We start from the raw sequence: 21,328 nt of genomic DNA, 5'->3' as shown, positions 1-21,328 counted from the left end.
AGGCCAGCGAGGCGCAGAGCGATGGCAGGAGCGCGTCTGTTCGTGAAGTTTTTTTTGCGCGGTCACATTCGGCCGGAATACGGTCATCGAGACCGACCATAAAAACTCAAGCAGCTGACCAAACCTGCGAGAGAAACTCAAAACCTTGAGAAACAGATCGCGCTGCTCCCCAAGGTTCTGAACTCATGAAAGTCTTAGAACTGGATCGCGTTTTAGAAACCCGTCGAGAGCGTCACCATCGCACTGAAAGGCACCTGAAGATAATAACTCGGAGCAGAACCAGCTATTGTGCCGCCGAGAACACCCTTCGTCGCATTGGCATTCGTTGTAAAACCATAGACGCCACTGCGGAACTTGGCCCCCGTCAGGTTCTGCATATTGAGCTGGATCTGCGGCGATTTCAGGAAACCCGCGTTATGGAAACGGTATCCCATGCCGACATTGTTCGTGATGTATTGCGGAATGGCGTTATCGTTCGTGAACGTGGCGTACTGCTTGCCCACATACTTGACCTGCCCGGAAAACCAGAAGCTGCCATCGTCATAATCAATGCCAATCCCTGCCATCTCATGCGGCGAGCGAATGGCCGTCTTACCCTTGGTCGGCAGATAGTCCGAGGTCCCGCCGATCGTGGTCGCCGCGATATTGTTGTCGATGGTTGAATGCAGATATTCAAACGTGACGTAGGGACGCAAGTGATGCCAGATCGGACGCGTGCTGAGCTGGACATCCACACCGCGTGTCGTCTGGCCACCAGCATTGACGGTCTGGCTGTAAGACGCCCCGCTCAGGTAATAGTTGAGGGACTGCTGGCGGTTCGACAGATTATAGTTAAAGAAGGACACCGACCCGACAATGACGTCGCCATTATAGCGATACCCCAGTTCCTCCTCGATCGTATATTCAGGATTACTGGGGCCGCCAATCTGCGTTCTCTTTTTTGCGGTTCCATAATAATCGACAAGAGACGTATTGGACGGCATTTTGAAATTGGTGCTGCCAGATACATAAATCTGGTTCTTGCGATCAAAGTTCCAGGACAGCCCGATCTGCGGCAGCGGCTCAGCGCTATGCAGGTTCCGGTTATACTGCGTGCCGGGGGTATAGTTATAAGTCCGACGCGTGACCATCGCCTCTTTGAAACCCAGATCAATCTTCAGGCGATCGTTGAAATATTTCATCTCATCGCCGATGAACAGCATGTTCACCTGCGTCAGGGTCAGGAAGTTGCGAACCTTGTAATCTTGTCCTGTCGTCGTCTGAAGAATACTGCTCGTCCCCCAGATATTGGATGGCTCTCCAGTGGACTGATTCACGCGGCCATAAGGCGAGAACTGAAGTTCGTTGGAATATTCGTACCACCACCCAATGGAAAGATCATGATGATGGTCGGGCTTGTAGTGCAGGGAGAGCGTATTACCCGTCCGGAACTGTTCCTGATTGGACGGCGTCAGGGCCAGAGCGCTACTGGCACCATTCAGATCCAGTGCCACAGACTGATTACCAAGGCCCGTCGAGGCATTCACCAACCCTGCGCCGGTGCCGTTTCCGATCCCATGCCAGAAATAGACAGAATCCTCGATTGTGATTTTCGGGGAAACCACAATATGGGTCGGAAGTACCGCAACCACGTTGCGGAAAGGATTGACATGCAAGCGGTAATAATTGGCACCTGAACTCGCGCCAGTATAATACGCCGCATAATCGTTGCTGTAACCGGACTTCAGATAACTGGGCAGGCTCGGGTTCAGATAGGAATCATTGACCTGATCGTTATACGAGACCGTCAGGCCGGTATGGCTTCCATTATTGAAATCTTTTACGGCCTTGAAGTCATAATGAAACTTCTCCGCCTGCCCTGCTCCGCGATACTGGTTCGCTTTTGTATGGCTGAAAGCGAACATGGCCCGAATACCGCTGTTTCCGATATAGCCGGAATTCAGGCGTAGAAATTCGCGGAACGTATCGAACGATCCGAAAGAGACATCCAGAAGTCCTCCCGCACGCGTCGTCGGATTTGTCATGACCATACTGGTCAGACCGGCGGACGCATTCACCACGGGGCTGTTAAGATCAACCGAACCCGGCTGGAGCGAAACACTTTCCAGATCTTCGGATTCCAGCACTTCGTTCGCATAGAACTGGCCGCCGCCAATATCGTTCAGAGGCGCGCCGTCGAGCATCCAGCCCACTTCGCTCTGGTCAAATCCCCGGACATTGACCTGCCCGGAATACAGTCCCGCCGGATCCTGCTGTGCAACATTCACGCTCGGCAGCATGGCAATCAGCTGCTGAACATTCGCAGAAGGCATCTGCTTGGCAATAAAATCGCGCGTGACCGTCTGAACGGCCTTTGCCGCTGTCTCGACCCGCATCAGACCGCCGCCGGGAGAACGCGTCCGCGTGCTGCGTCCGGCAACGCTGATTTCCTCAACCCGCCCGGACGCCGTCATGTCGTGTGCAGGGCTTTTCGCGGCTGGTGCGGGCGAGGTTGCGGCCTTGACCGTCCCCGATGTCGGCCTGCTACCGGAAGGCGCGGCACGAGACGGCGTATGAGACTTATGGCCTGAAGACGCCGCATGGGCGGCCACGCTGGCCAATGCTGTACCCGCCAGAAGCGTTACATAACAGGTTCGGATAAAAGGAAGCGACATGGAAACGCGTTTTCCTTCAAAGGACATATCCTGCAACGTTCTGCTGCGGATGAACGGAACTGAAACATTACGAAGCTGACTAAACAGTCAAATTAGTAGCAAGCCTGACGGCAGGACACAATGATTCGAGTCCGCAACAGATAATTTTTACACCAAATTGTCACACAACACGGTTCAGACCCAGATACAGCCCGAACCCGATCAAAACCCCTGCAAACCAGGACACATCTCCCAATGCATGCAGGGCCGGGACCACCTGCCCTGCAGATGCGACAGCGCCCCCAACCGCCAGAGTGATAAGTGCCGGCACATGCCAGCCCGCCCGACCATCATAAACATCGCCATGTCGGTACAGCGCACCAACATCCAAAGCCTGCCGCCGGACAATATAATAATCAGCCAACATAATGCCCGTCACGGGCCCCAAAGTTCCACCGATAATATCAAGCATCCGGTAAATATTGTCCGCATGATCGAACCAGAGCCAAGGCATGAAGAAAACGCCCAACCCAAGAACAAGCCGACTGGCCCGATTGAAATCGAGATACCGGGGAAAGAGATTGATCAGATCGTAAGACGCGGGAAGAATATTAGCGACTACATTGACAGACAATGTCGCCAGAATGAGCGTCGCCCCGCCAATTACCGTCACAAGCGGCTGATTGAGCGCAAGAAGAAGCTCCGTCGGATTCCAGATCGGCCGCCCGAACAGCAAAACCGTCGCCGATGTGGTGATGATGGCCATCGGTGTGAAAACAAGCGCCGTCAGAGGCAGCCCGATGGCCTGCCCGACAACCTGATCGCGCTGCGACCGGACAAACCGCGAGAGATCTGGAATATTCACGGCAAACGTCGCCCACATCCCGATCATCCCCGTTACGCCCAGCGCAAACGTCGCCAGAAAGGCCAACCCGTGGAGCCGGGAGGGAACGGAAAACAGCGGCCCCAAACCGTGCCCCACCCGTAGTCCCCAGACCGTCGCCACAAGCCCTACGACAATGACCAGCGGCCCCGCGACCAGTTCGAAATTCTTGATACGATGAACCCCATGGCTCGAAATCCAGGCATGGAACGCCCAGATAATCGCCATCGCTGCCCAGCGCTTTTCCGGCATTCCCAGAACAAGCGTGCTGAAAGACGCCCATGTCGTACTTAACGTGGAGAGGATGGCATCCATCGCCTGTGTCGCGGCATAAGCCTGAACGGAAAACCAGAAAATCGCGCAGAACCCCCGTAAAACAACCGGAATCTGCGCCCCTTTCGGCCCGAAGGCGGAACGGATCAGAACACAGAACGGAATCCCGTATTGTGTTCCGGGCCGCGCATTGAACCACATCGTGACAAACAGGATCGCATAAGCAACGGCCACGACCTCCAGACATTCCCATGCCGAAAGGCCAAGCGCCATAAGACCCGCCGCCGCTTCGTAGGCCACGATGTTATGGACCATCCCCATCCAGACCGTGGCCATGTTCAGCCACGACCAGGTCCGTTTCTCCGGCGCAACCGGGGCGAGTTCCTCATTATAGAGATCTGCTGCAAAACCCGCCGTCATCAACGCTCCTCTCCCAGTCTGAAAAATCCGCCCCCGCGCCTGTCAGAGACGGCTATCCGTCTCCAGCACAGCCCGAAGAAGCACATTTGCCCCCGCCGTCACATCGTCAGGCTCAGCGCTTTCCTCTTCGTTATGGCTCAGCCCTCCGGCGCACGGTACAAAGATCATCGCGGTCGGGGCAACCTGCGCCATATAGGTCGCATCATGCCCCGCCCCCGAAACAATCTGCTGCGCCGGATAACCCAGCGTCTCCGCCGCACGCACAACAGACCCAATGCATTCGGGGTCGAACTGAACCGCAGGCGTATCCCACACCCGCACGATCTCCAACGTCAGTCCGGCCTTTTCCGCCAGCTCCGACGCCTGTGCGTAAAACGCCTCTTCCATTTTCTGAACGATGCGATCATCAGGGTCGCGGAAATCGACCGTAAAAAACACTTCTCCCGGAATGACGTTACGACTGTCCGGCCTGTTCTCGATCAGACCGACCGTCCCCACTGCATCCGGCCCATGCGCCAGCGCGATTGTCTGTATAGCATCAATCATGCGCGCAGCCGTCACCAGAGCATCAGCCCGCAATCGCATGGGCGTGCTCCCGGCATGGGCGTCCTGCCCCTTGAGCGTGACTTCATACCAGCGCATGCCCTGCACCCCCGTCACGATCCCGATCGTTTTATGCTCGACCTCAAGGATCGGCCCCTGCTCGATATGCAGTTCAAAATACGCCGCCACAGGATGTGCGCCACAGGATTCCGCCCCGCGATACCCGATGCCCTCAAGCGCGTCCCCAAAGCGCACGCCCTCCCGATCCTTCGTATCGAGCGCCTCCTGCTCCGTAAACACACCTGCAAACACACCGGACGACAGCATGGCGGGCGCAAAGCGCGACCCCTCCTCGTTCGTCCAGTTGATCAGTTCGATCGGATGACGGGTCTCCCGCCCCGTTTCATGCAACGTACGCAGAACCGCCAGACCACCGAGAACACCAACGATTCCGTCAAATTTCCCACCCGTCGGCTGCGTGTCGAGATGACTTCCCATCGTTATGGGCGGCAGCGTGTTCTCCATTCCCGGACGCCGCGCAAACTGGTTCCCCATGGAATCATGAGACACCGTACATCCCAACGCCTCACAGGCCCGGACAAACCAGTCCCGGACCTGACGGTCCTCCTCCGTCAGGGCAAGGCGCCTGATCCCGCCCTTCGGTGTCCCCCCAAACCGGGCCGTCTCCAGAATATCGTCCCAGAGCTTCGTGCCATTCACGGTAACATTGCCAACCGCGCCAGATGCATCCTGTGTGCTCATTGTCGTTCTCCGTTTTCGGGTTTTTGCGTACCGTGGCGATCAGCCCGCTTTTGCGGGGATCTTGCGCATTGGATTGTTGGGATGCTCGTTCCATGTCTGCACAGCTTCGACAGGCTGCGGCACCATCGTGATGCAGTCGTCAACCGGACAGACATGCGCGCAGAGGTTACACCCCACACACTCCTCATCAATGACTTCATAATGACGCTCACCATTCAGCAGCGTCTTGGAAATGGCCTGATGGGACGTATCCTCACACGCGATATGGCAAAGGCCACATTTGATGCAGGCCTCCTGATCAATCGCCGCAAGCGTTCTGAACTTCAGATTGAGCTGGTTCCAGTTGACGAAATTCGGAACTGCACGTCCCGTCACATCCGCGATCGTCTCAAAGCCCTTCTCGTCCATCCAGTTGGACAGACCATCGATCATGTCTTCCACGATCCGGAATCCGTAGTGCATCGCAGCCGTACACACCTGAAGGGACGTCGCCCCCATCACCAGAAATTCGGCAGCATCCCGCCAGTTCGAAATCCCCCCAATCCCTGAAATCGGCAGAACGGACGTATCGGGCGTCCGGGCAATCTCCCCCAGCATCCGCAAAGCGATCGGCTTCACCGCAGGCCCGCAATAGCCGCCATGCGTGCCCCGCCCGTCCACAACGGGCATAGGCGCCATCGCATCCAGATCGACCCCAACCACGGACTGGATGGTGTTGATCAGCGAAACCGCATCAGCCCCCCCACGCAGGGCCGCCCGAGCCGGATTGAGAATATTCGTGATATTGGGCGTCAGTTTCACAATCACCGGCATCCGCGTGTACTGCTTGCACCACCGCGTCACCATTTCCACATATTCCGGCACCTGCCCAACCGCAGAGCCCATGTTCCGTTCGGACATGCCGTGCGGACAGCCGAAGTTCAGCTCAATGCCATCCGCCCCCGTTTCCTCGACCAGCGGCAGAATGCGCTTCCAGCTTTCCTCCACACACGGAACCATGATGCTGACGATGATAGCCCGGTCAGGATAGTCCTTCTTGACAGCTTTGATCTCCGCCAGATTGACCGCCAACGGACGATCCGTGATGAGCTCAATGTTATTCAGCCCAGCCATACGCTGACCGTTATAACGCGTGGCCCCATAACGACTGCTGACATTCACAACCGGCGGGTCCTCGCCCAGCGTCTTCCACACCACGCCACCCCAGCCAGCTTCCAGCGCCCGGCGGACATTATATTCCTTGTCAGTCGGCGGCGCCGAGGCCAGCCAGAACGGATTAGGAGAACGGATACCAGCGAAATTGATGCTTAGATCGGCCATGTCTCAGTTCCCTGCCTTCATCAGATCCGCCGTGATGGCTTCAGCCGCATTGCGACCATCGCGAACAGCCGCCACAGTCAGATCCTCGCCCGCCGTGCAGTCTCCACCGGCATAAACGCCTTTCATGCTTGTCCGCCCCTCGGCATCCACCTTGATGCGTCCAGCTTCGATCACGATGTCGTCCCCCGCCAGAGGGTCCGGCAGGAATAGTTGTCCCACCGCCTTGAGAACCATGTCCGCCTCAAGCGTATAGTTTCCCTGATCGTAAGCCGCCCGCCCATCCTTCACGAAACCACGGGCGAAAGTGACGGACGCAACGCCGTCCTGAGTTCCATCAATTCGCACAGGGGCCGACCAGTACCGGATCGTAACGTCGTTCGTCTGCGCCCATTCCTGCTCCACCGTCGTCGCAGACATGTTTTCCGCAGCCCGACGATAAACCAGCGTAACCTCCTCTGCGCCCAGACGTTTTGCCTGCACAGCGGCATCAATGGCGGTGTTCCCACCCCCGATCACAACCACACGCCGCCCGACGGCAACATCCGATTTCGTTGGAGACGCCCGCAACTCTTCAATGAATGCCACGGCATTGTGCACGCCCGGAAAATACTCCCCGACAATCCCCAACGCCCTGACACCGGCATGACCAATCCCGAGGAACACGGCATCATACTCCGCCCCCAGAGTCGCCAGCGTCATATCCCGACCAAGCAGCATCCCGGTTTCGATCGTGATCCCACCGATGGACAGAACGAATGCCACTTCCTGCTGCGCAAATTCATCCGCCAGCTTGTAAGCCGCAACACCATATTCGTTCAGACCACCGGCTCTGGCGCGCGCATCGAACACCACAACATCATGCCCCTGCATCGCCAGCCGATGCGCGCAGGCCAGCCCCGCAGGCCCCGCCCCCACAACAGCAATCCGCCTGCCTGTCAGGGACGCCCGGCTGAACGGCTGCTTGCCCGTCCGCATCTGCCAGTCCGTGGCATAACGCTGAAGCGCCCCGATCTGGATTGGCCGGTCTTCCTGCGTATTACGGACACATTTGCCCTCACACAGGATTTCCGTCGGACATACCCGCGCACAGGCTCCGCCGAAAATATTCGACTCCAGAATGGTCCGTGCTGATCCTGGAATATTCCCTGTTGAAATCTTTTTGATAAACCCCGGAATATCAATCCCGGTCGGACACGCCTCAATACAGGGCGCGTCGTAACAGAAGTAGCACCGATCGGATTCGATGGTAGCCTGTCCCGCCGTCAAAGGCGGATGCGCGTCCGAGAAATTCCGTGCCAGCATGTCCGGAGGCAGGCGGTTTGCAGCGATATTCGGAGTCTGATCCACGAAGAAAACTCTCCATCATGTGCATTTCGTGACACACCATGACTGAATTCAGACCGATTCCGCAACGTAAACTTGACCACACGGTCAGGAAATTACACTCTCCTCAGGCAACATTCATTTCCCGACCGCCAAACAGGGAGACATTTCCTTGCTGAAATCACCCCAGATCCTCAATATCGTTGCAGAACCCCAGAATCAGGCGCAGGATCGTCTGCAAACCCGCCTCGAAATCGGCATCACGCAACACTACATGTCCCGTCAAAGCCGTCATCTGCGCGCTCATGTCCGCATAGGCCTGCGTCATTGACCAGATGGCAAACATCAGATGGGTCGGATCAATGGCTGGCATCTGGCGCTCCGTGTGCCAGACGTCAAATGTCCGTGCCCGTCTCGCCACATGCTCTCGCAGGGTTGTAGACAGATAATGGTGGATATTGCCCGCGCCCTGCAAAAGCTCGTAGGCAAAAATCCGCGATGCATCCGGGCGCTCGCGGGAAAACGCCATCTTGGCCCGGATATATCCTTCAAATCCTTCCCGCGCCCGCCGTTCGGGCACCAGCCAGTAATCAGCGTCCTGCAGCCAGAACGTCATGATATTTTCGAGAACGCTGCGATAAAGCTCCTCTTTCGTCCCGAAATAGTAATGGATATTCGGCTTGGGAACGCCAGCTTCGCGGGCAATTTCATTCATGCTCGCCCCGCGAAAACCATGTCGGCCAAACACACGCTCAGCGGCTGCGAGAATGGCCGCTTCAGCGGCCTGCCGCGGCGCGCCCGGTCCGGCCCTGTGAGGAGGAGAAAGAGTCTCTGTCATACCGACATCGTTCTCCCCTTTCCGCCCGCTGACAAGACCAGGCGCGTCCTGATGACAGGAAATTCCGCCCTCCCCTGTTCCGCAAAAGGATAAATCATGCTCCTCATCCGTGGTGGCACCGTCGTAACGGCCGAAACCTCCCACAGGGCGGATGTCCTGTGCGACGATACACGCAAGATCGTCGCCATCGGCCCTGATCTGGAAGCGCCCTCAGGCTGCGACATTCTGGATGCAGGAGGCCTGCTGGTCATGCCCGGCGGGATCGACCCGCACACCCATATGGAAATGCCCTTCATGGGCTCCATCGCAAGCGAAGATTTCTATACAGGCACCTCCGCAGGCGTCGCCGGTGGCACGACGACCATCATCGATTTCGTCATCCCTGAACCCGGACATTCCCTACTCGGCGCCTGGAAAGACTGGCGGCGCAAAGCGGAGAAATCAGTCTCCGATTACTCATTCCACGTTGCGGTGACGCATTGGGACGAGAAAGTCCACGAAGACATGGCTACCTTGACCCGGGACTGTGGCGTCAATTCCTTCAAGCACTTCATGGCCTATAAAAACGCCTTGATGGTAGACGATGACGTCCTGCTGCGCTCCATCAGCCGCGCACTCGAACTCGGCGCCTTATGCAACATCCATGCGGAAAACGGTGACGCCGTCGCCTATCTTCAGGCCGATCTCCTCAATCGCGGCATCACCGGCCCGCAGGCACATCCCCTCTCCCGACCGCCCGCCGTGGAAGGAGAAGCCGCCCAGCGCGTTATCGCCATCGCAGGACTGCTCGGCGCCCCGATCTACATCGTGCATGTCTCAACAGAAGAAGCCACCGCCGCCATTGCCGCGGCCCGCGCCCGCGGTCAGCGTGTCTATGGCGAAGTTCTGGCCCAGCATCTCGTAATCGACGACAGCGTCTATGAAAACCCGAACTGGCTCGGCGCGGCTCAACATGTCATGAGTCCGCCCTTCCGCCCCAAACACCATCAGAAAGCCCTCTGGGCCGGGCTGGCTTCCGGCCAGCTTCAGACCACTGCCACCGATCACTGCTGCTTTTGTGCAGGACAGAAGGAACAGGGTCTGAACGATTTTACGAAAATTCCGAATGGCACCCCCGGCATCGAAGACCGGATGAGCGTCCTGTGGCACCACGGCGTGCGGACCGGAAAACTGACCCCGCAGGAATTCGTGGCCATCACCTCCACCAACACGGCGAAGATCTTCAACATCCACCCCCGCAAGGGCAGCGTCTCCGTAGGCGCGGACGCCGATCTCGTCCTGTGGGACCCCCAAGCCAGCCGGACGGTCTCGGCAAAAACCCATCACCAGAATGTCGATTACAACATCTATGAGGGCATGACCCTGACCGGTCTGGCCCGATACACCATCAGCGGCGGCAAAATCGTCTGGGCCGATAACGACCTGCGCGTCACACGCGGCGCAGGCCAGTATGTGGAGCGGCCATGTTTCAGCCCGGACATGCAGGCCGCCCTCCACCGCAAAGAGACGCCCTGATCTCAAACCCGGATCAGGGTTTCCCTGATCCGGAAACGCCAAAGTCTCAGACGCTCAGTCAGGCTTCTTTCCGCCCAGTTCACCCGTCAGAAACTGGGCGCGGCCATAACCGAAAGACCAGTGGGCATCTTCGTTTTCAACAACGGAGATCATCACGTCTGAAGGCGCAATTCCACACTCTGCCTCCAGCCGCTTCACCAGCAGTCGATAAAACAGCGCATTGGCCTCTTCCCCGCGCGGCCGACTGAACACCTGCAACAGCACGACGTTTCCGGTCCTCGGAATATCCAGTCCCGTATCCTCCACAATCATGCGCGACGGCTTGTGCTCCGAAACGATCTGATAGCGGTCTCCCCGCGGCACCTTGAACGCCTCCAGCATGGCCTCATGGGCCGCATCGAGAAGCGTCTTGATTTCACCGTCGGAACGGCCTTCGACAAGATGGAAATGCAGAAGTGGCATGTCATGTCCTCACTGGGTATGGTGTTCAGGAAACGGACTGGATCAGACGGCGAACACCATCAATCATTCCGCGAAGCTGCTCTGGCGTCGAAATAAACGGCGGTCCAAAGGAAATCGTATCGCCCGTGCAGCGCAGAAGCAGCCCTTCGCGCAGACCGCGCTCGAAAATGGCCAGTCCCCGCGCACCGGGCGCACCCTCGGTAGGAAACAGATCCACCCCCGCCGTCAGCCCTATGTTGCGGATGTCCTTGACGGCAGGCAGATCGCGCAACCCATGCACGGCCTCTTCCAGAACCGGCTCCAGCGCACGGACCCGCGCGAAAAGGGACTCTTCTTCCATGACATCCAAAACCGCATGGGCCACCGCCGTCGCCATCGGATGGCCGGAATAGGTATAGCCATGTGCGAACTCGATGGCATTTTGCGGGCCGGTCATGAACGTGTTGTAGATTTCATCCGTCACAATCACGCCCCCCATAGGGATAATGCCGTTCGTGACCGCTTTGGCGAACGTGATCATATCCGGCTTCACGTCGAAACGCTGCGCTGCGAAGTTTTCGCCCATACGGCCAAAACCCGTAATGACCTCGTCGAAAATCAGCAGGATGCCGTGTTTCGTGCAGATATCACGCAGCTTTCGCAGATATCCCACAGGCGGCACGATCACCCCCGTCGATCCCTGCACTGGCTCCACGATCACCGCCGCAATCGTCGACGCATCATGCAGCCCGACCAGACGCTCCAGATCCTCGGCATGATCCGCACCCCATTCCGGCTGCCCGCGCGAAAACGCCATGTGTTCGGGATTGTAGGTATGCCGCAGATGATCCACCCCCGGCATCATACCCGACGCGAACATCTTGCGGTTCGGGACAATTCCGCCAACGGACATGCCGCCAAAACCAACACCATGATACCCGCGCTCACGCCCGATCATGCGAAAACGCTGTCCCTCCTGACGCAGCCGATGACACCCCAGCGCAATCTTCAGCGCCGTATCCACTGCCTCGGAACCGGAATTGGCGAAAAAGACATGATCCATTCCATCCGGCGCAAGGCCCGCGATCCGCTCCGCCAGATGCACCGTCTGCGGGTTCGTCAGTTGAAACGGCGGAGCATAATCCAGCGTCTCGGCCTGCGTCTTCAGCGCCTCCACGATCCGGGGATGTGCATGCCCCAGCGGAGAACACCACAGGCCGGAAAGCGTATCAAAAAGCTCCGTGCCATCCGGCGTATAATAATAAGGCCCCTTCGCAGACGTCAGAAGCCGCGCCTGCGGATCGGCCCGGACCCGGCGATTGGCCGTAAAGGGCATCCAGTACGTGCCCTTGCGGAGGGTCTCGATACAGTCAAATTCATTGGTCAGTTTCGACACGATACGCCTCGCAGACTGATGATGGATGCATCCATGACCGGCCCTGATGCGCCAGCCCCGTCACATCTGAAAAAAGCTATCCTGAATAGGACCGGAACTGAATATATACAGTCAGGGAAATATGAGCCTAATCTGTACTGCCAGAACGACCGGTACAGACAGCCCCATGATCCAGCCCCTGATTCAGACAGACCCCCATTCCCCCACCCCGCTCGTTACCCAGATCGTCCAGCAGGTCAAAGCCCTCGTCCGCAGCCACGACTGGACACCCGGCACTCGTCTGCCCTCCATCCGTCACCTTGCCAGACAGTGCAGTATCAGTCCCCTTACCGTTTCCAATGCCTATAACCGCCTTGTCGCCGATGGTGTTCTGGAGGCCCGACGCGCCAGCGGGTTTTTCGTACTCAGCCAGGAGCATCCACCGACTGATGGGCTCGTCGCGCTTGCGGACATCACGCCATCTATCGACTCCTCATGGATGCTCCAGCGGGCTTATGAAAACAACGCCTCCATCGTGCAGGCGGGATGTGGATGGTTGCCTGACAGCTATCTTTTCCGTGAGGGAATTCGCCATGCCCTGACGGCTCTGGGGCGTCGTCCCGATCCGGAGATGTCGGGCTACGGTAATCCTTATGGACATACCGGTCTTCGGGAGTTGATCCGCTTGCTCCTGATGCGGCAGGGTATCAGATGTGACCTGTCGGCGCTCATCCTCACACATGGTGCCAGTCAGGCTCTGGAGTTGAGCATCAGATGTCTGACCCAGGCGGGAGATACCGTTCTGGTGGAAGACCCCGGTTACTGCAACCTCTTCCCAGCTCTTGAAGCCCTTGGCCTCCGGACGATCGGCATTCCGCGGCTTCACGATGGTCCCTGCCTGGCGACACTCGAGCGCATTGCCAGAACGGAGCAGCCGAAAGCCTTTATCCTCAACACCCGGCTGCATAACCCGACCGGTACGAGTTGCAGCCCCTCTGTCACGCATCACGTTCTCAGTCTGGCCGAGCGTCATGATTTCATGATTATTGAAGATGACATTTTCGGCGGTCTCGCGGATGAGAATACCCCCACTCTGGCGCATCTGGACCAGTTGCAACGGGTCATCTTCATCAGCAGTTTCTCAAAAACGATTTCGCCGGGACTGCGAGTGGGATTTCTGGCCTGTCCTCCGACAATCTCAGCCCGAATCCTGCGCCTCAAGATGGCCAGCAGTCTGACAAGCAGCTCCATGAACGAAGCCATCGTCCATACCATTCTTGCAGACGGACGATACCGGCTGCATTTGGAGAAATTGCGGGAAAAGCTGACCAACGCTCGAAAAGCAGCCATATCGTCGCTGGAAACTGCCGGCCTCGAAATTTTCTCATACCCCGACGATGGCATGTTCCTGTGGGCCCGCTTTCGCACAGGGCTGGATCCTGTCCCAGTTGCCCGGAAAGCTGCAGAACAGGCCATCATGCTCGCCCCAGGTTTTCTATTCAGTCCAGATCAGAATCACACTCCATGGCTCCGTTTTAATGCCAGCCAGATGCATGCCCCACAGCTTTTCCACTTCCTGAAACGGCACTGCATCATCCGGTGATTGTCTTGGATAAATACTTTTCTGTGTTTTTTAAATTAATGAGAAGTTCAGCTTCTACGAAATCTGGCACAATAAAATGAAGCACGACGATCCAAAAAGTCGTCCATGTCTTTACATTTTCCCGCAGCATTAAGGACAGCCTGAACACTACGCTCGGAGACACTGTCTCATCTGCAGCGTCGCTGAGATCGTTAACCGTGATCTCGCACTTCCTCGCCAAATCCTGTTGAGAGTCGTGGAGACAGAGTACAAGGCATCCCCACAATTGAGTGGCAGATCAGATCTTTATTATCTCATTGAATTCAAGACACAAAAAGAGAAATTCTTCCTTTCGGCAGTAAAAAAGAGCGCACATCTTCCGTCAAGAACGGACCGATAACACTACAGGCCCGACATAGAAAACCAACATTATCGTTAAATAGTTATTAAAGTAACCATGATCACGATAATAAATTGACACCTATCTTCAACGAATTTAAATTATAAAATAATTATGTATTAATCCTTTCCAAGGAAAATCACATTGTCACTATCTTTCTGTGTTGTCGGAGCAGGTTTTAGCGGAGCCGTCATAGCCCGCCATCTTGCAGAACAGGGGTATAAAGTCACTCTTGTTGACGAACGCTCGCATATCGGTGGCAACTGTCATACAGAACGCGATGCAGAAACTGGCATAATGGTGCATCGGTATGGCCCGCACATTTTCCATACTTCCGATCAGCGCGTTTGGGATTATGTGAGACGATTTGGAACATTTCATCCCTATATCAATCGCGTTAAAGTCATTTCACAGGGAAGCGTCTATTCTCTCCCGGTCAATCTACTCACCATCAACCAATTTTTTAGAACTATTATGGGCCCCAAAGAGGCCAGAGAGTTTATCGCCGGGAAGGCTGACAAGTCTATTGTAGACCCTCAATCCTTTGAAGAACAAGCGTTAAGCATGATAGGACCAGAACTTTACCATGCCTTTTTCTATGGATATACACGCAAGCAATGGGGCTTAGACCCCAAGGAATTGCCAGCATCCATCCTTAAAAGACTTCCATTGCGTTTCAACTATGACGATAATTATTTTAATCACACGTATCAAGGAATGCCGAAAGAGGGATATACCTCAATAATACAGAATATTCTTAACGTTGACGGTATTGAAATCAGAACCTCCTGTTCTTTTGAAGAAATTGATGAGAAATTTTCCCACGTTTTTTATACGGGGCCGATTGATCGTTATTTTAAGTTTGAATTAGGTCGTCTTGGGTACAGGACGCTCGATTTTGAACGTTTTACTGTCGACGGAGACTATCAGGGGACTGCCGTTATCAATTATTGTGACGAGCAGGTTCCTTTTACGCGAATCTCTGAGCACAAACATTTTGCACCATGGGAGCAAAATAAATTTTCAAAGACGGTGTGCTTTAGAGAATATAGCAGACTTTCTGAAAAAAATGACGTTCCTTATTATCCGATCCGGCAAGTCAATGAGAAACGTATGTTAAACAGTTATATAGAGCTTGCCCAACAACAAAAGGGCGTCTCTTTTCTTGGCCGTTTAGGAACTTATCGTTATCTTGATATGGATGTTACTATCAACGAGGCCCTGATGGCTTGCGATCAAATCGATAGTGCTTTAAAAACTTCACCTTCAGACATTCCTTCTTTCTTTATCGATCCTCGGTGAGGAATATTCGAAACTTCTGGTTGCCAAAGCCATGGCCAGAGCTCCTTTATAAAAGTTTTTACTGAAGTCTAGAGAGTAAAACTTTGGAATCCACTGTTCTTTTTCCAAAATCTATCAAAAATAGAGGTAAGTAATGATCAGAGTTTTTGTCCAGATGAGCTATGGATATGGCGCCGAAAACTGGAATAACAGATTCCGTCAGGGAAAGATTCTCGGCACCAATGAGCCTTATGCTTATGGATACCACCGAGCCAATTCAGATAAAATTAAAGTAACCTACTCTGAAGATATCGTAAAAGAAAACCCGATTCAAAAATCTGTTCGCTATGCTGCACGGTTAATACTTGGCTTCGATTTTATACAGGTCTGGAGAAACCGCAAAGAAATCGCAAACGGAACAGATGTGGTTTGGACCTACAATGAATCGCAGACACTTGGAGTTATGCTCTTAAAAAAATTATTCTCTCTGAATAAGATTAAAGTTATCGGACAAAGCGTATGGCTGATTGATAAGTGGCCTAAAAATAAAATTAGGCAAATGCTTTATCGATGGCTCTTGAAGGATGTTGATGTCCTGACTTTTAATAGCAAAGTAAACTCTGACATTGCAAAAAGAATGTTCCCGAATAACAGAATTGAATTTACAAAATTCGGAATACGCTGCGACGAAATGATCCCGTATTCTGAAAAAAATACGGGAAATATTATAGCTGTCGGTAACGATCGTTCACGAGACTGGAATACGCTCGCTGTTTGCGCCTCTCATATGAAAGATGAGAAATTTTTCCTCGCTACACAAAGTGCCTCCGCAATTGCCATTGCGGGCAAGCACCCCAACATGATCATTGCCGGTTTAAAGACTAATGATGACATGGCTTCTTTCTATGATAAAGCTATTCTAGTTATCGTTCCATTGGAACGTAATAACTATGTAAGCGGCCTGACGGTTGTAGAGGAATCTGGAGTTATGGGTGTTCCATGTATTGTAACCGATACTGGAGGCCTTAGAGACTACTTTAATGATGACATGGTCTATTTTGTTCCTCCCAACGATCCAGAAGCGCTACATAATGCTATAAAATTTCTTTTGGACAACCAGGATAAACGTGCGCAGATGGTAAAAAATATACAAGATTATATGAAAAATTCTCTCAACAGTGAAACCTATGCAAAAGAATATGTTGATATCACCATGGACCTGAATAGATCATATCATTGGATATAAGTTTATCTTTAAATAATAAGAATATTACTTTTATATTTGAAATAGCTGGACGGCATGGCTCTTTCGTGAACGTCTGACGCAGTGTGGCATTGGAAGGCTCTTCGGGTACTCAATGCCATACTGCTCAACGCCGGTTATTTGCCGATATCGGGCGGGTCAATATCGTCTATACTATGCGCCACTTTCTCTCTTTGGAGAGGATTCATGTCATCGCGTAACAATCCAGAACCAAGGCTCTACATTTTGCAACAGATCCACGACAAAAGCACCATCGATTAATAGTTTTTCAGTCCCTCCATTTTGTGAAATAGGTTCCTGATTTCCATAATTTTTCCAGACATCATTCATGAGACTATGACCTTCCGGGTAAAGTCTTGCCGGGATTCAAAATCCCTTTGGGATCAAAGGCCGTCTTGATGGCCAGCATCATGTCCAGAGCTGAAACGTTTTTATGCCGCGCCATGGAAGGCAGTTTGCAAAGGCCGATACCGTGCTCCGCCGAAAATGTTCCACCCATTTCAACTGCGAGTGCATCAATAGCCGCGCGTAAAGCTGCTTCAACGATAGGATCGTTTTTTGAAGGCCACACCGTATAATGGATATTTCCGTCTCCAAAATGCGCGACAGCAATATCACTAAATCCTGGATCAATAGCCGTCATTATTTCTGGAATGCGGTCCATATATTCAGCGATGCGTTCCAGCGGGACGGCAATATCGGTGTCAATTACCGGGTGCCTGTGAAAAGCGAGTTCAGCAGCAGCCTCTCGAAGCGCCCACATCTCCTGACGTTGCATATCGCTTTGTGCGATAACGGCATCCGCCAGTATCCCCCGCTCCAGGGCGTCAGCCAGCACTGTTTCCAGAAGTTCTTCCAGTGCTTCATTTCGCACGGTTGCAAGCTCCACCAGTAGCACCGCAGGATAGGCGGTATCGAAAAACCGGCGCGCTGTCGGCATAAATTTCTCATATCCGGCAACATAGTTGCGAGACATGAATTCGTAAGCCGCCACTGCGTTTCCCGACGCATCCTGAAAAGCATTCAGCAATGCAGGTGCTACTCTCAGATCCTCAAGCGCAACGAGTGCCGTCGCGTGATAGGCCGGACGAGGATGCAGCTTCATGATGGCCGCGGTGATGATTCCGAGTTGCCCTTCCGCTCCGATGACAAGATCACGCAGATCAAAGCCGGAATTGTCCTTTTTCAGGGCTGTCATAAGATCGAGAATGCGTCCATCCGGCAACACGACTTCAAGCCCAAGACAGAGATCGCGCACATTTCCATAGCGCAGGACATTGCTTCCTCCCGCATTGGTGGAGAGCACCCCTCCTATCATCGCCGAACCCGCAGCACCGAATGCGAGGGGGAAGGTCAGCCCATCTTGTTCGACAGCCGAATCCAGTGCTGCGACAATCACACCCGCATCGACAACGGCCACGCGGGCATCGCGCCTGATTTCGCGAATTCTGTTCATTCGTTCAACGGAAACCAGAATGGACCCCGGACCGTAAGCGCCTCCATTGAGGCCCGTATTTCCGGCAATCGGAACGACAGGAATACGGTATTGATTGGCAAGACGAAGGACGGCCGCAACTTCCTCGCACGTTCCGGGACGAACGACGGCAAAAGGTCTGCCTTCGAACTGTCCTGTCCAGTCCTTCGCCCAGCGATCCGTTTCGTTGCCCGTAAAGATCTGCTCTGACCCGACAATCGCCTGCAATCTCGCATGAAGCGCCTGTATGCGGTCATCCATTTCCATCATCATTCCCGTCCTGAACTCATATTTCGATCCATACGCCCCTCAGTCCTCACCACATCCGTCGAATATTTGTTCCGAAAACCGGAGATCATACGGACGGGCGAACTGCATTCCGCAAAGCTCGTGCCACTACATATTCCAGAGATTCTTTATGCCTGATCGTTTCGATCAAAACTTTTTTCAAACACCTCATACAGGCGGTCAAGGGGTATAAGCTGAATAAATACTGAGAGGTCCAATTCTGATTATACCAGTGGATTTAGAGCGAGATTCTGCTGTTTGTATCCCTTATCGTTTCAGCATCACACCAAATTCCCTGGCTGGAACGGAACTGCCGATATGCTGACGAAAAACGGTTATAAAATCCTTCTTCTGTCGGGTTGTGCGCTGTACTTTCAGCCGTCGCTCGCGGCATCGAGCACAAAAAGCGGGAAACCTGCTTTCATACACAATGCTCCGCGAGCCAAAGCCACTCTCCCCCAGACCAAGAAAGCTGCGCCTCCTCATAAAGACGAATATATCTCGGTCCATAAACAGGTGGTTGGCGCCAACGGTGTTACGAACACGACACCGGGCGGAGGCCTCATGCCTGTCCAGACGGCCGCAAAATCAGTCAGCGGCGTCTCGCGTGACTATATCGCCAAACAGTCCCCAACAGCCAACGCCGTCACCCTGCTTGCGATGAGCCCCGGTGTGGTTGTTTCGACGAATGATCCTCTTGGCCTCAGTGACCGGATGAACGTCTCCATTCGTGGTCTGAACCAGACCGAACTGGGCACGACTTACGAAGGTATGCCCGCAGGCGACCGCCTTTATTACACGCCCTTTGCCACCGAATGGTCCGATACGGAAAACATCAGCCATCTCGACGTTTCTCAGGGCTCTCCTGATATTGATGCACCTGTCTACAACTCGGTAGGCGGGCAGATCCGGGCTTCGGCGCGGCAGCCTTCCCGCAAAGCTGGCGGATATATCGACCTCAGTGGTGGTAACAAATCTCTCAACCGGCAGTTTATCCGCCTCGACAGCGGCGAAATCGGACATACCGGGATCCGGAACTACACATCCTTTTCCCATACGGAAGTGAACAACTGGCGCGGGTCAGGCAATACGAAGCGCTACCATGTTGATAGCCACTTCCTGAAGGAATGGGGCCATAACAGCATCGCCCCGTTCTTCGCATGGAACTGGATGCGCACGGACGTCTACACCAATCCGACCCTCAGCCAGTGGAAGCAGTACGGTATTTCCTACAATTATGCCGGAAAATACTCTTACGGAACCTCTAATTACTACAAGCTGCGCTTCAACCAGCGGCAGAACGTCATCGCCGCCATACCGACAGAGTTCGAACTCCTGCCGGACCTGACATTCAAGATCACGCCGTACATCATGTATACGCGTGGCTTTATCAACAGCGGCGCGAACGTTAACGGGAATTCGATGTTCGTCGGAGACCAGTCGGTCGGCACGGTACAACTCCCCTACAGCGTCAACAATGTCGCCACGGTGGAAAACGTCGATGCCTATACTCAAACCGCGGGAGGCCAGAACGCGACCCTGACCTGGAAGCATAAATTCAACACGCTTCAGGTCGGTTACTGGTACGATTACTTCGACCACAACGAAAACACCTCGTACACGCCGGTCGAACCGAACGGCAACGTGATGAACGAGTATGGCGGCAATCCGATCAAATCGTCTTCAGGAACGGTTATCGGGACCTATAACGGTCATCTCATCCAGCAGACAAACGCCATTTTCATCAACGATACGATGAAATTTTTCAACGATCGCCTCGTGCTGAATGCCGGGTTCAAGGAAGTCATGGTCTCCCGCCATGCGACCAGCGCGCTGCCTGGGCCGACTTATGCCGTCAATAAAAACGATGCCGAACCGCTGCCGCAGCTTTCGGTCAGCTATCGCATTACGCCGCATGACCAAGTGTATTTCAGCACCTCGACGGCTTTCAAGGAACCGGCCGCACTGAGCGCCTATGTCGACATCTACAGCGCCACAACGGGGAAAAAGACCAGCAGCCATTCGAGTAATCTCAAACCGGAATATTCGATTTCCGAAGAGATTGGATACCGCCATTACGGCGCAGTCAATTTCTCGGCGGCAGCGTTCAATTACAATCTGACCAATCGCCAGATTTCCAGCATTACATACGTCAACAACAGCCCGCAGTCCTTCTCGGTCAATGGTGGCGGCCAGACGATCCGTGGCGTACAGGCGGAACTGAGCCTTCCGGCATGGCATCATTTTTCTCCGTATATTTCGGGTCAGTACCTCCATTCCGAAATGGGTAACAATATTCAGGTCGGAAACGACTACCTGCCAACCAAGGGGAAAGCTTCGGTTCTTGCCCCGAAATTCACTGGCTCCATCGGTCTGAGCTATGACGACACCCGTTTCTTCGGGAACTTCACATTCAACTATGTGGATTCACAATACAGCACCTTCATGAATGACCAGAGCATTCCGGCATTCAAAACGGCCAATCTTTCGGCTGGCTATCGTTTCCAGAAAATCGGCCCGGCCCAGCATCCGCAGATCCAGCTTAACCTGATGAATATCGGTGACGAGCATTATCTGTCCGGCGTCAACGGCATTGCCACAAATGCCCATGCGACAAAGGGGATTTTCGGGACGGCGATTGCCGCAGGTACGCCGACCTATTACGTCGGGGGCGATTTTGCGGTCGCATTCTCCCTGAGTTCCGACTTCTAAC

General features: G+C 54.2%; 15 protein-coding genes. 5 read left to right on the top strand and 10 right to left on the bottom strand.

The features are described from left to right. Nucleotides 1-212: 212 nt before the first annotated feature. The 6 genes from JK208_RS10045 to JK208_RS10020 form a co-directional block, all read right to left on the bottom strand. A complete protein-coding gene (locus tag JK208_RS10045; protein ID WP_211576019.1) occupies nt 213-2,654 on the bottom strand; it encodes a TonB-dependent receptor in 2,442 nt (813 codons plus the stop codon). Nucleotides 2,655-2,814: 160 nt separating this feature from the next. After that, entirely contained in the window at nt 2,815-4,209 is a 1,395-nt protein-coding gene (locus JK208_RS10040; RefSeq protein WP_211576018.1) for an NCS1 family nucleobase:cation symporter-1, read from the bottom strand. Nucleotides 4,210-4,251: 42 nt separating this feature from the next. After that, a complete protein-coding gene (locus JK208_RS10035) occupies nt 4,252-5,514 on the bottom strand; it encodes a Zn-dependent hydrolase (protein ID WP_211576016.1) in 1,263 nt (420 codons plus the stop codon). 39 nt (nt 5,515-5,553) lie between these two features. Further along, the gene (gene preA / locus JK208_RS10030; protein WP_211576014.1) at nt 5,554-6,834 is read right to left on the bottom strand and encodes an NAD-dependent dihydropyrimidine dehydrogenase subunit PreA; all 1,281 of its coding nucleotides are present in this window, start codon (nt 6,832-6,834) and stop codon (nt 5,554-5,556) included. A 3-nt stretch (nt 6,835-6,837) separates the two neighbouring features. Beyond that, nucleotides 6,838-8,136, bottom strand: coding sequence for an NAD(P)-dependent oxidoreductase (locus JK208_RS10025; protein ID WP_211576141.1), 1,299 nt, complete (start codon nt 8,134-8,136; stop codon nt 6,838-6,840). A gap of 202 nt (nt 8,137-8,338) precedes the next feature. After that, a complete protein-coding gene (locus tag JK208_RS10020; protein ID WP_211576013.1) occupies nt 8,339-8,995 on the bottom strand; it encodes a TetR/AcrR family transcriptional regulator in 657 nt (218 codons plus the stop codon). 96 nt (nt 8,996-9,091) lie between these two features. Here JK208_RS10020 and hydA point away from each other — a divergent pair, with 96 nt between their 5' ends. Continuing rightward, a complete protein-coding gene (gene hydA / locus JK208_RS10015) occupies nt 9,092-10,510 on the top strand; it encodes a dihydropyrimidinase (RefSeq protein ID WP_211576011.1) in 1,419 nt (472 codons plus the stop codon). Nucleotides 10,511-10,564: 54 nt separating this feature from the next. On the opposite strand, the gene JK208_RS10010 is transcribed toward hydA, so the two are convergent. Both JK208_RS10010 and JK208_RS10005 read right to left on the bottom strand, forming a co-directional pair. Next, nucleotides 10,565-10,972, bottom strand: a complete 408-nt coding sequence (locus tag JK208_RS10010; RefSeq protein WP_211576009.1) for a tautomerase family protein — start codon at nt 10,970-10,972, stop codon at nt 10,565-10,567. A gap of 25 nt (nt 10,973-10,997) precedes the next feature. Next, nucleotides 10,998-12,287 carry an aspartate aminotransferase family protein gene (locus tag JK208_RS10005; RefSeq protein WP_249202101.1) on the bottom strand — a complete coding sequence of 430 codons (1,290 nt, stop codon included), beginning with the start codon at nt 12,285-12,287 and terminating at the stop codon, nt 10,998-11,000. Between the two features lie 226 nt (nt 12,288-12,513). Here JK208_RS10005 and JK208_RS10000 point away from each other — a divergent pair, with 226 nt between their 5' ends. The 3 genes from JK208_RS10000 to JK208_RS09990 all read left to right on the top strand — a co-directional run bounded on the left by JK208_RS10000 (nt 12,514) and on the right by JK208_RS09990 (nt 16,835). After that, nucleotides 12,514-13,929 (top strand): PLP-dependent aminotransferase family protein, encoded by a 1,416-nt coding sequence (locus tag JK208_RS10000; RefSeq protein WP_211576005.1) that lies wholly within the window; start codon nt 12,514-12,516, stop codon nt 13,927-13,929. Nucleotides 13,930-14,452: 523 nt separating this feature from the next. After that, nucleotides 14,453-15,610, top strand: a complete 1,158-nt coding sequence (glf, locus tag JK208_RS09995; RefSeq protein ID WP_211576004.1) for a UDP-galactopyranose mutase — start codon at nt 14,453-14,455, stop codon at nt 15,608-15,610. 154 nt (nt 15,611-15,764) lie between these two features. After that, nucleotides 15,765-16,835 (top strand): glycosyltransferase, encoded by a 1,071-nt coding sequence (locus tag JK208_RS09990; protein WP_211576001.1) that lies wholly within the window; start codon nt 15,765-15,767, stop codon nt 16,833-16,835. Between the two features lie 207 nt (nt 16,836-17,042). Here the strand turns inward: JK208_RS09990 and JK208_RS09985 are convergent, their stop codons facing one another. Together JK208_RS09985 and JK208_RS09980 are read right to left on the bottom strand one after the other, a co-directional pair. After that, nucleotides 17,043-17,183 carry a hypothetical protein gene (locus JK208_RS09985; RefSeq protein ID WP_194262621.1) on the bottom strand — a complete coding sequence of 47 codons (141 nt, stop codon included), beginning with the start codon at nt 17,181-17,183 and terminating at the stop codon, nt 17,043-17,045. A 4-nt stretch (nt 17,184-17,187) separates the two neighbouring features. Then, nucleotides 17,188-18,588, bottom strand: coding sequence for an FAD-binding oxidoreductase (locus tag JK208_RS09980; RefSeq protein WP_211575998.1), 1,401 nt, complete (start codon nt 18,586-18,588; stop codon nt 17,188-17,190). A gap of 591 nt (nt 18,589-19,179) precedes the next feature. On the opposite strand from JK208_RS09980, the gene JK208_RS09975 reads away from it, so the two are divergent. After that, a complete protein-coding gene (locus tag JK208_RS09975) occupies nt 19,180-21,327 on the top strand; it encodes a TonB-dependent receptor (RefSeq protein WP_211575996.1) in 2,148 nt (715 codons plus the stop codon). The last annotated feature ends 1 nt before the right edge of the window (nt 21,328 follow it).

Source organism: Gluconobacter sp. Dm-74 (genome assembly GCF_018256135.1).
GTDB lineage: Bacteria > Pseudomonadota > Alphaproteobacteria > Acetobacterales > Acetobacteraceae > Gluconobacter > Gluconobacter cadivus.
The sequence above is the reverse complement of the archived record's forward strand: the minus strand, read 5'-3'. Positions and strand labels throughout refer to the sequence as shown.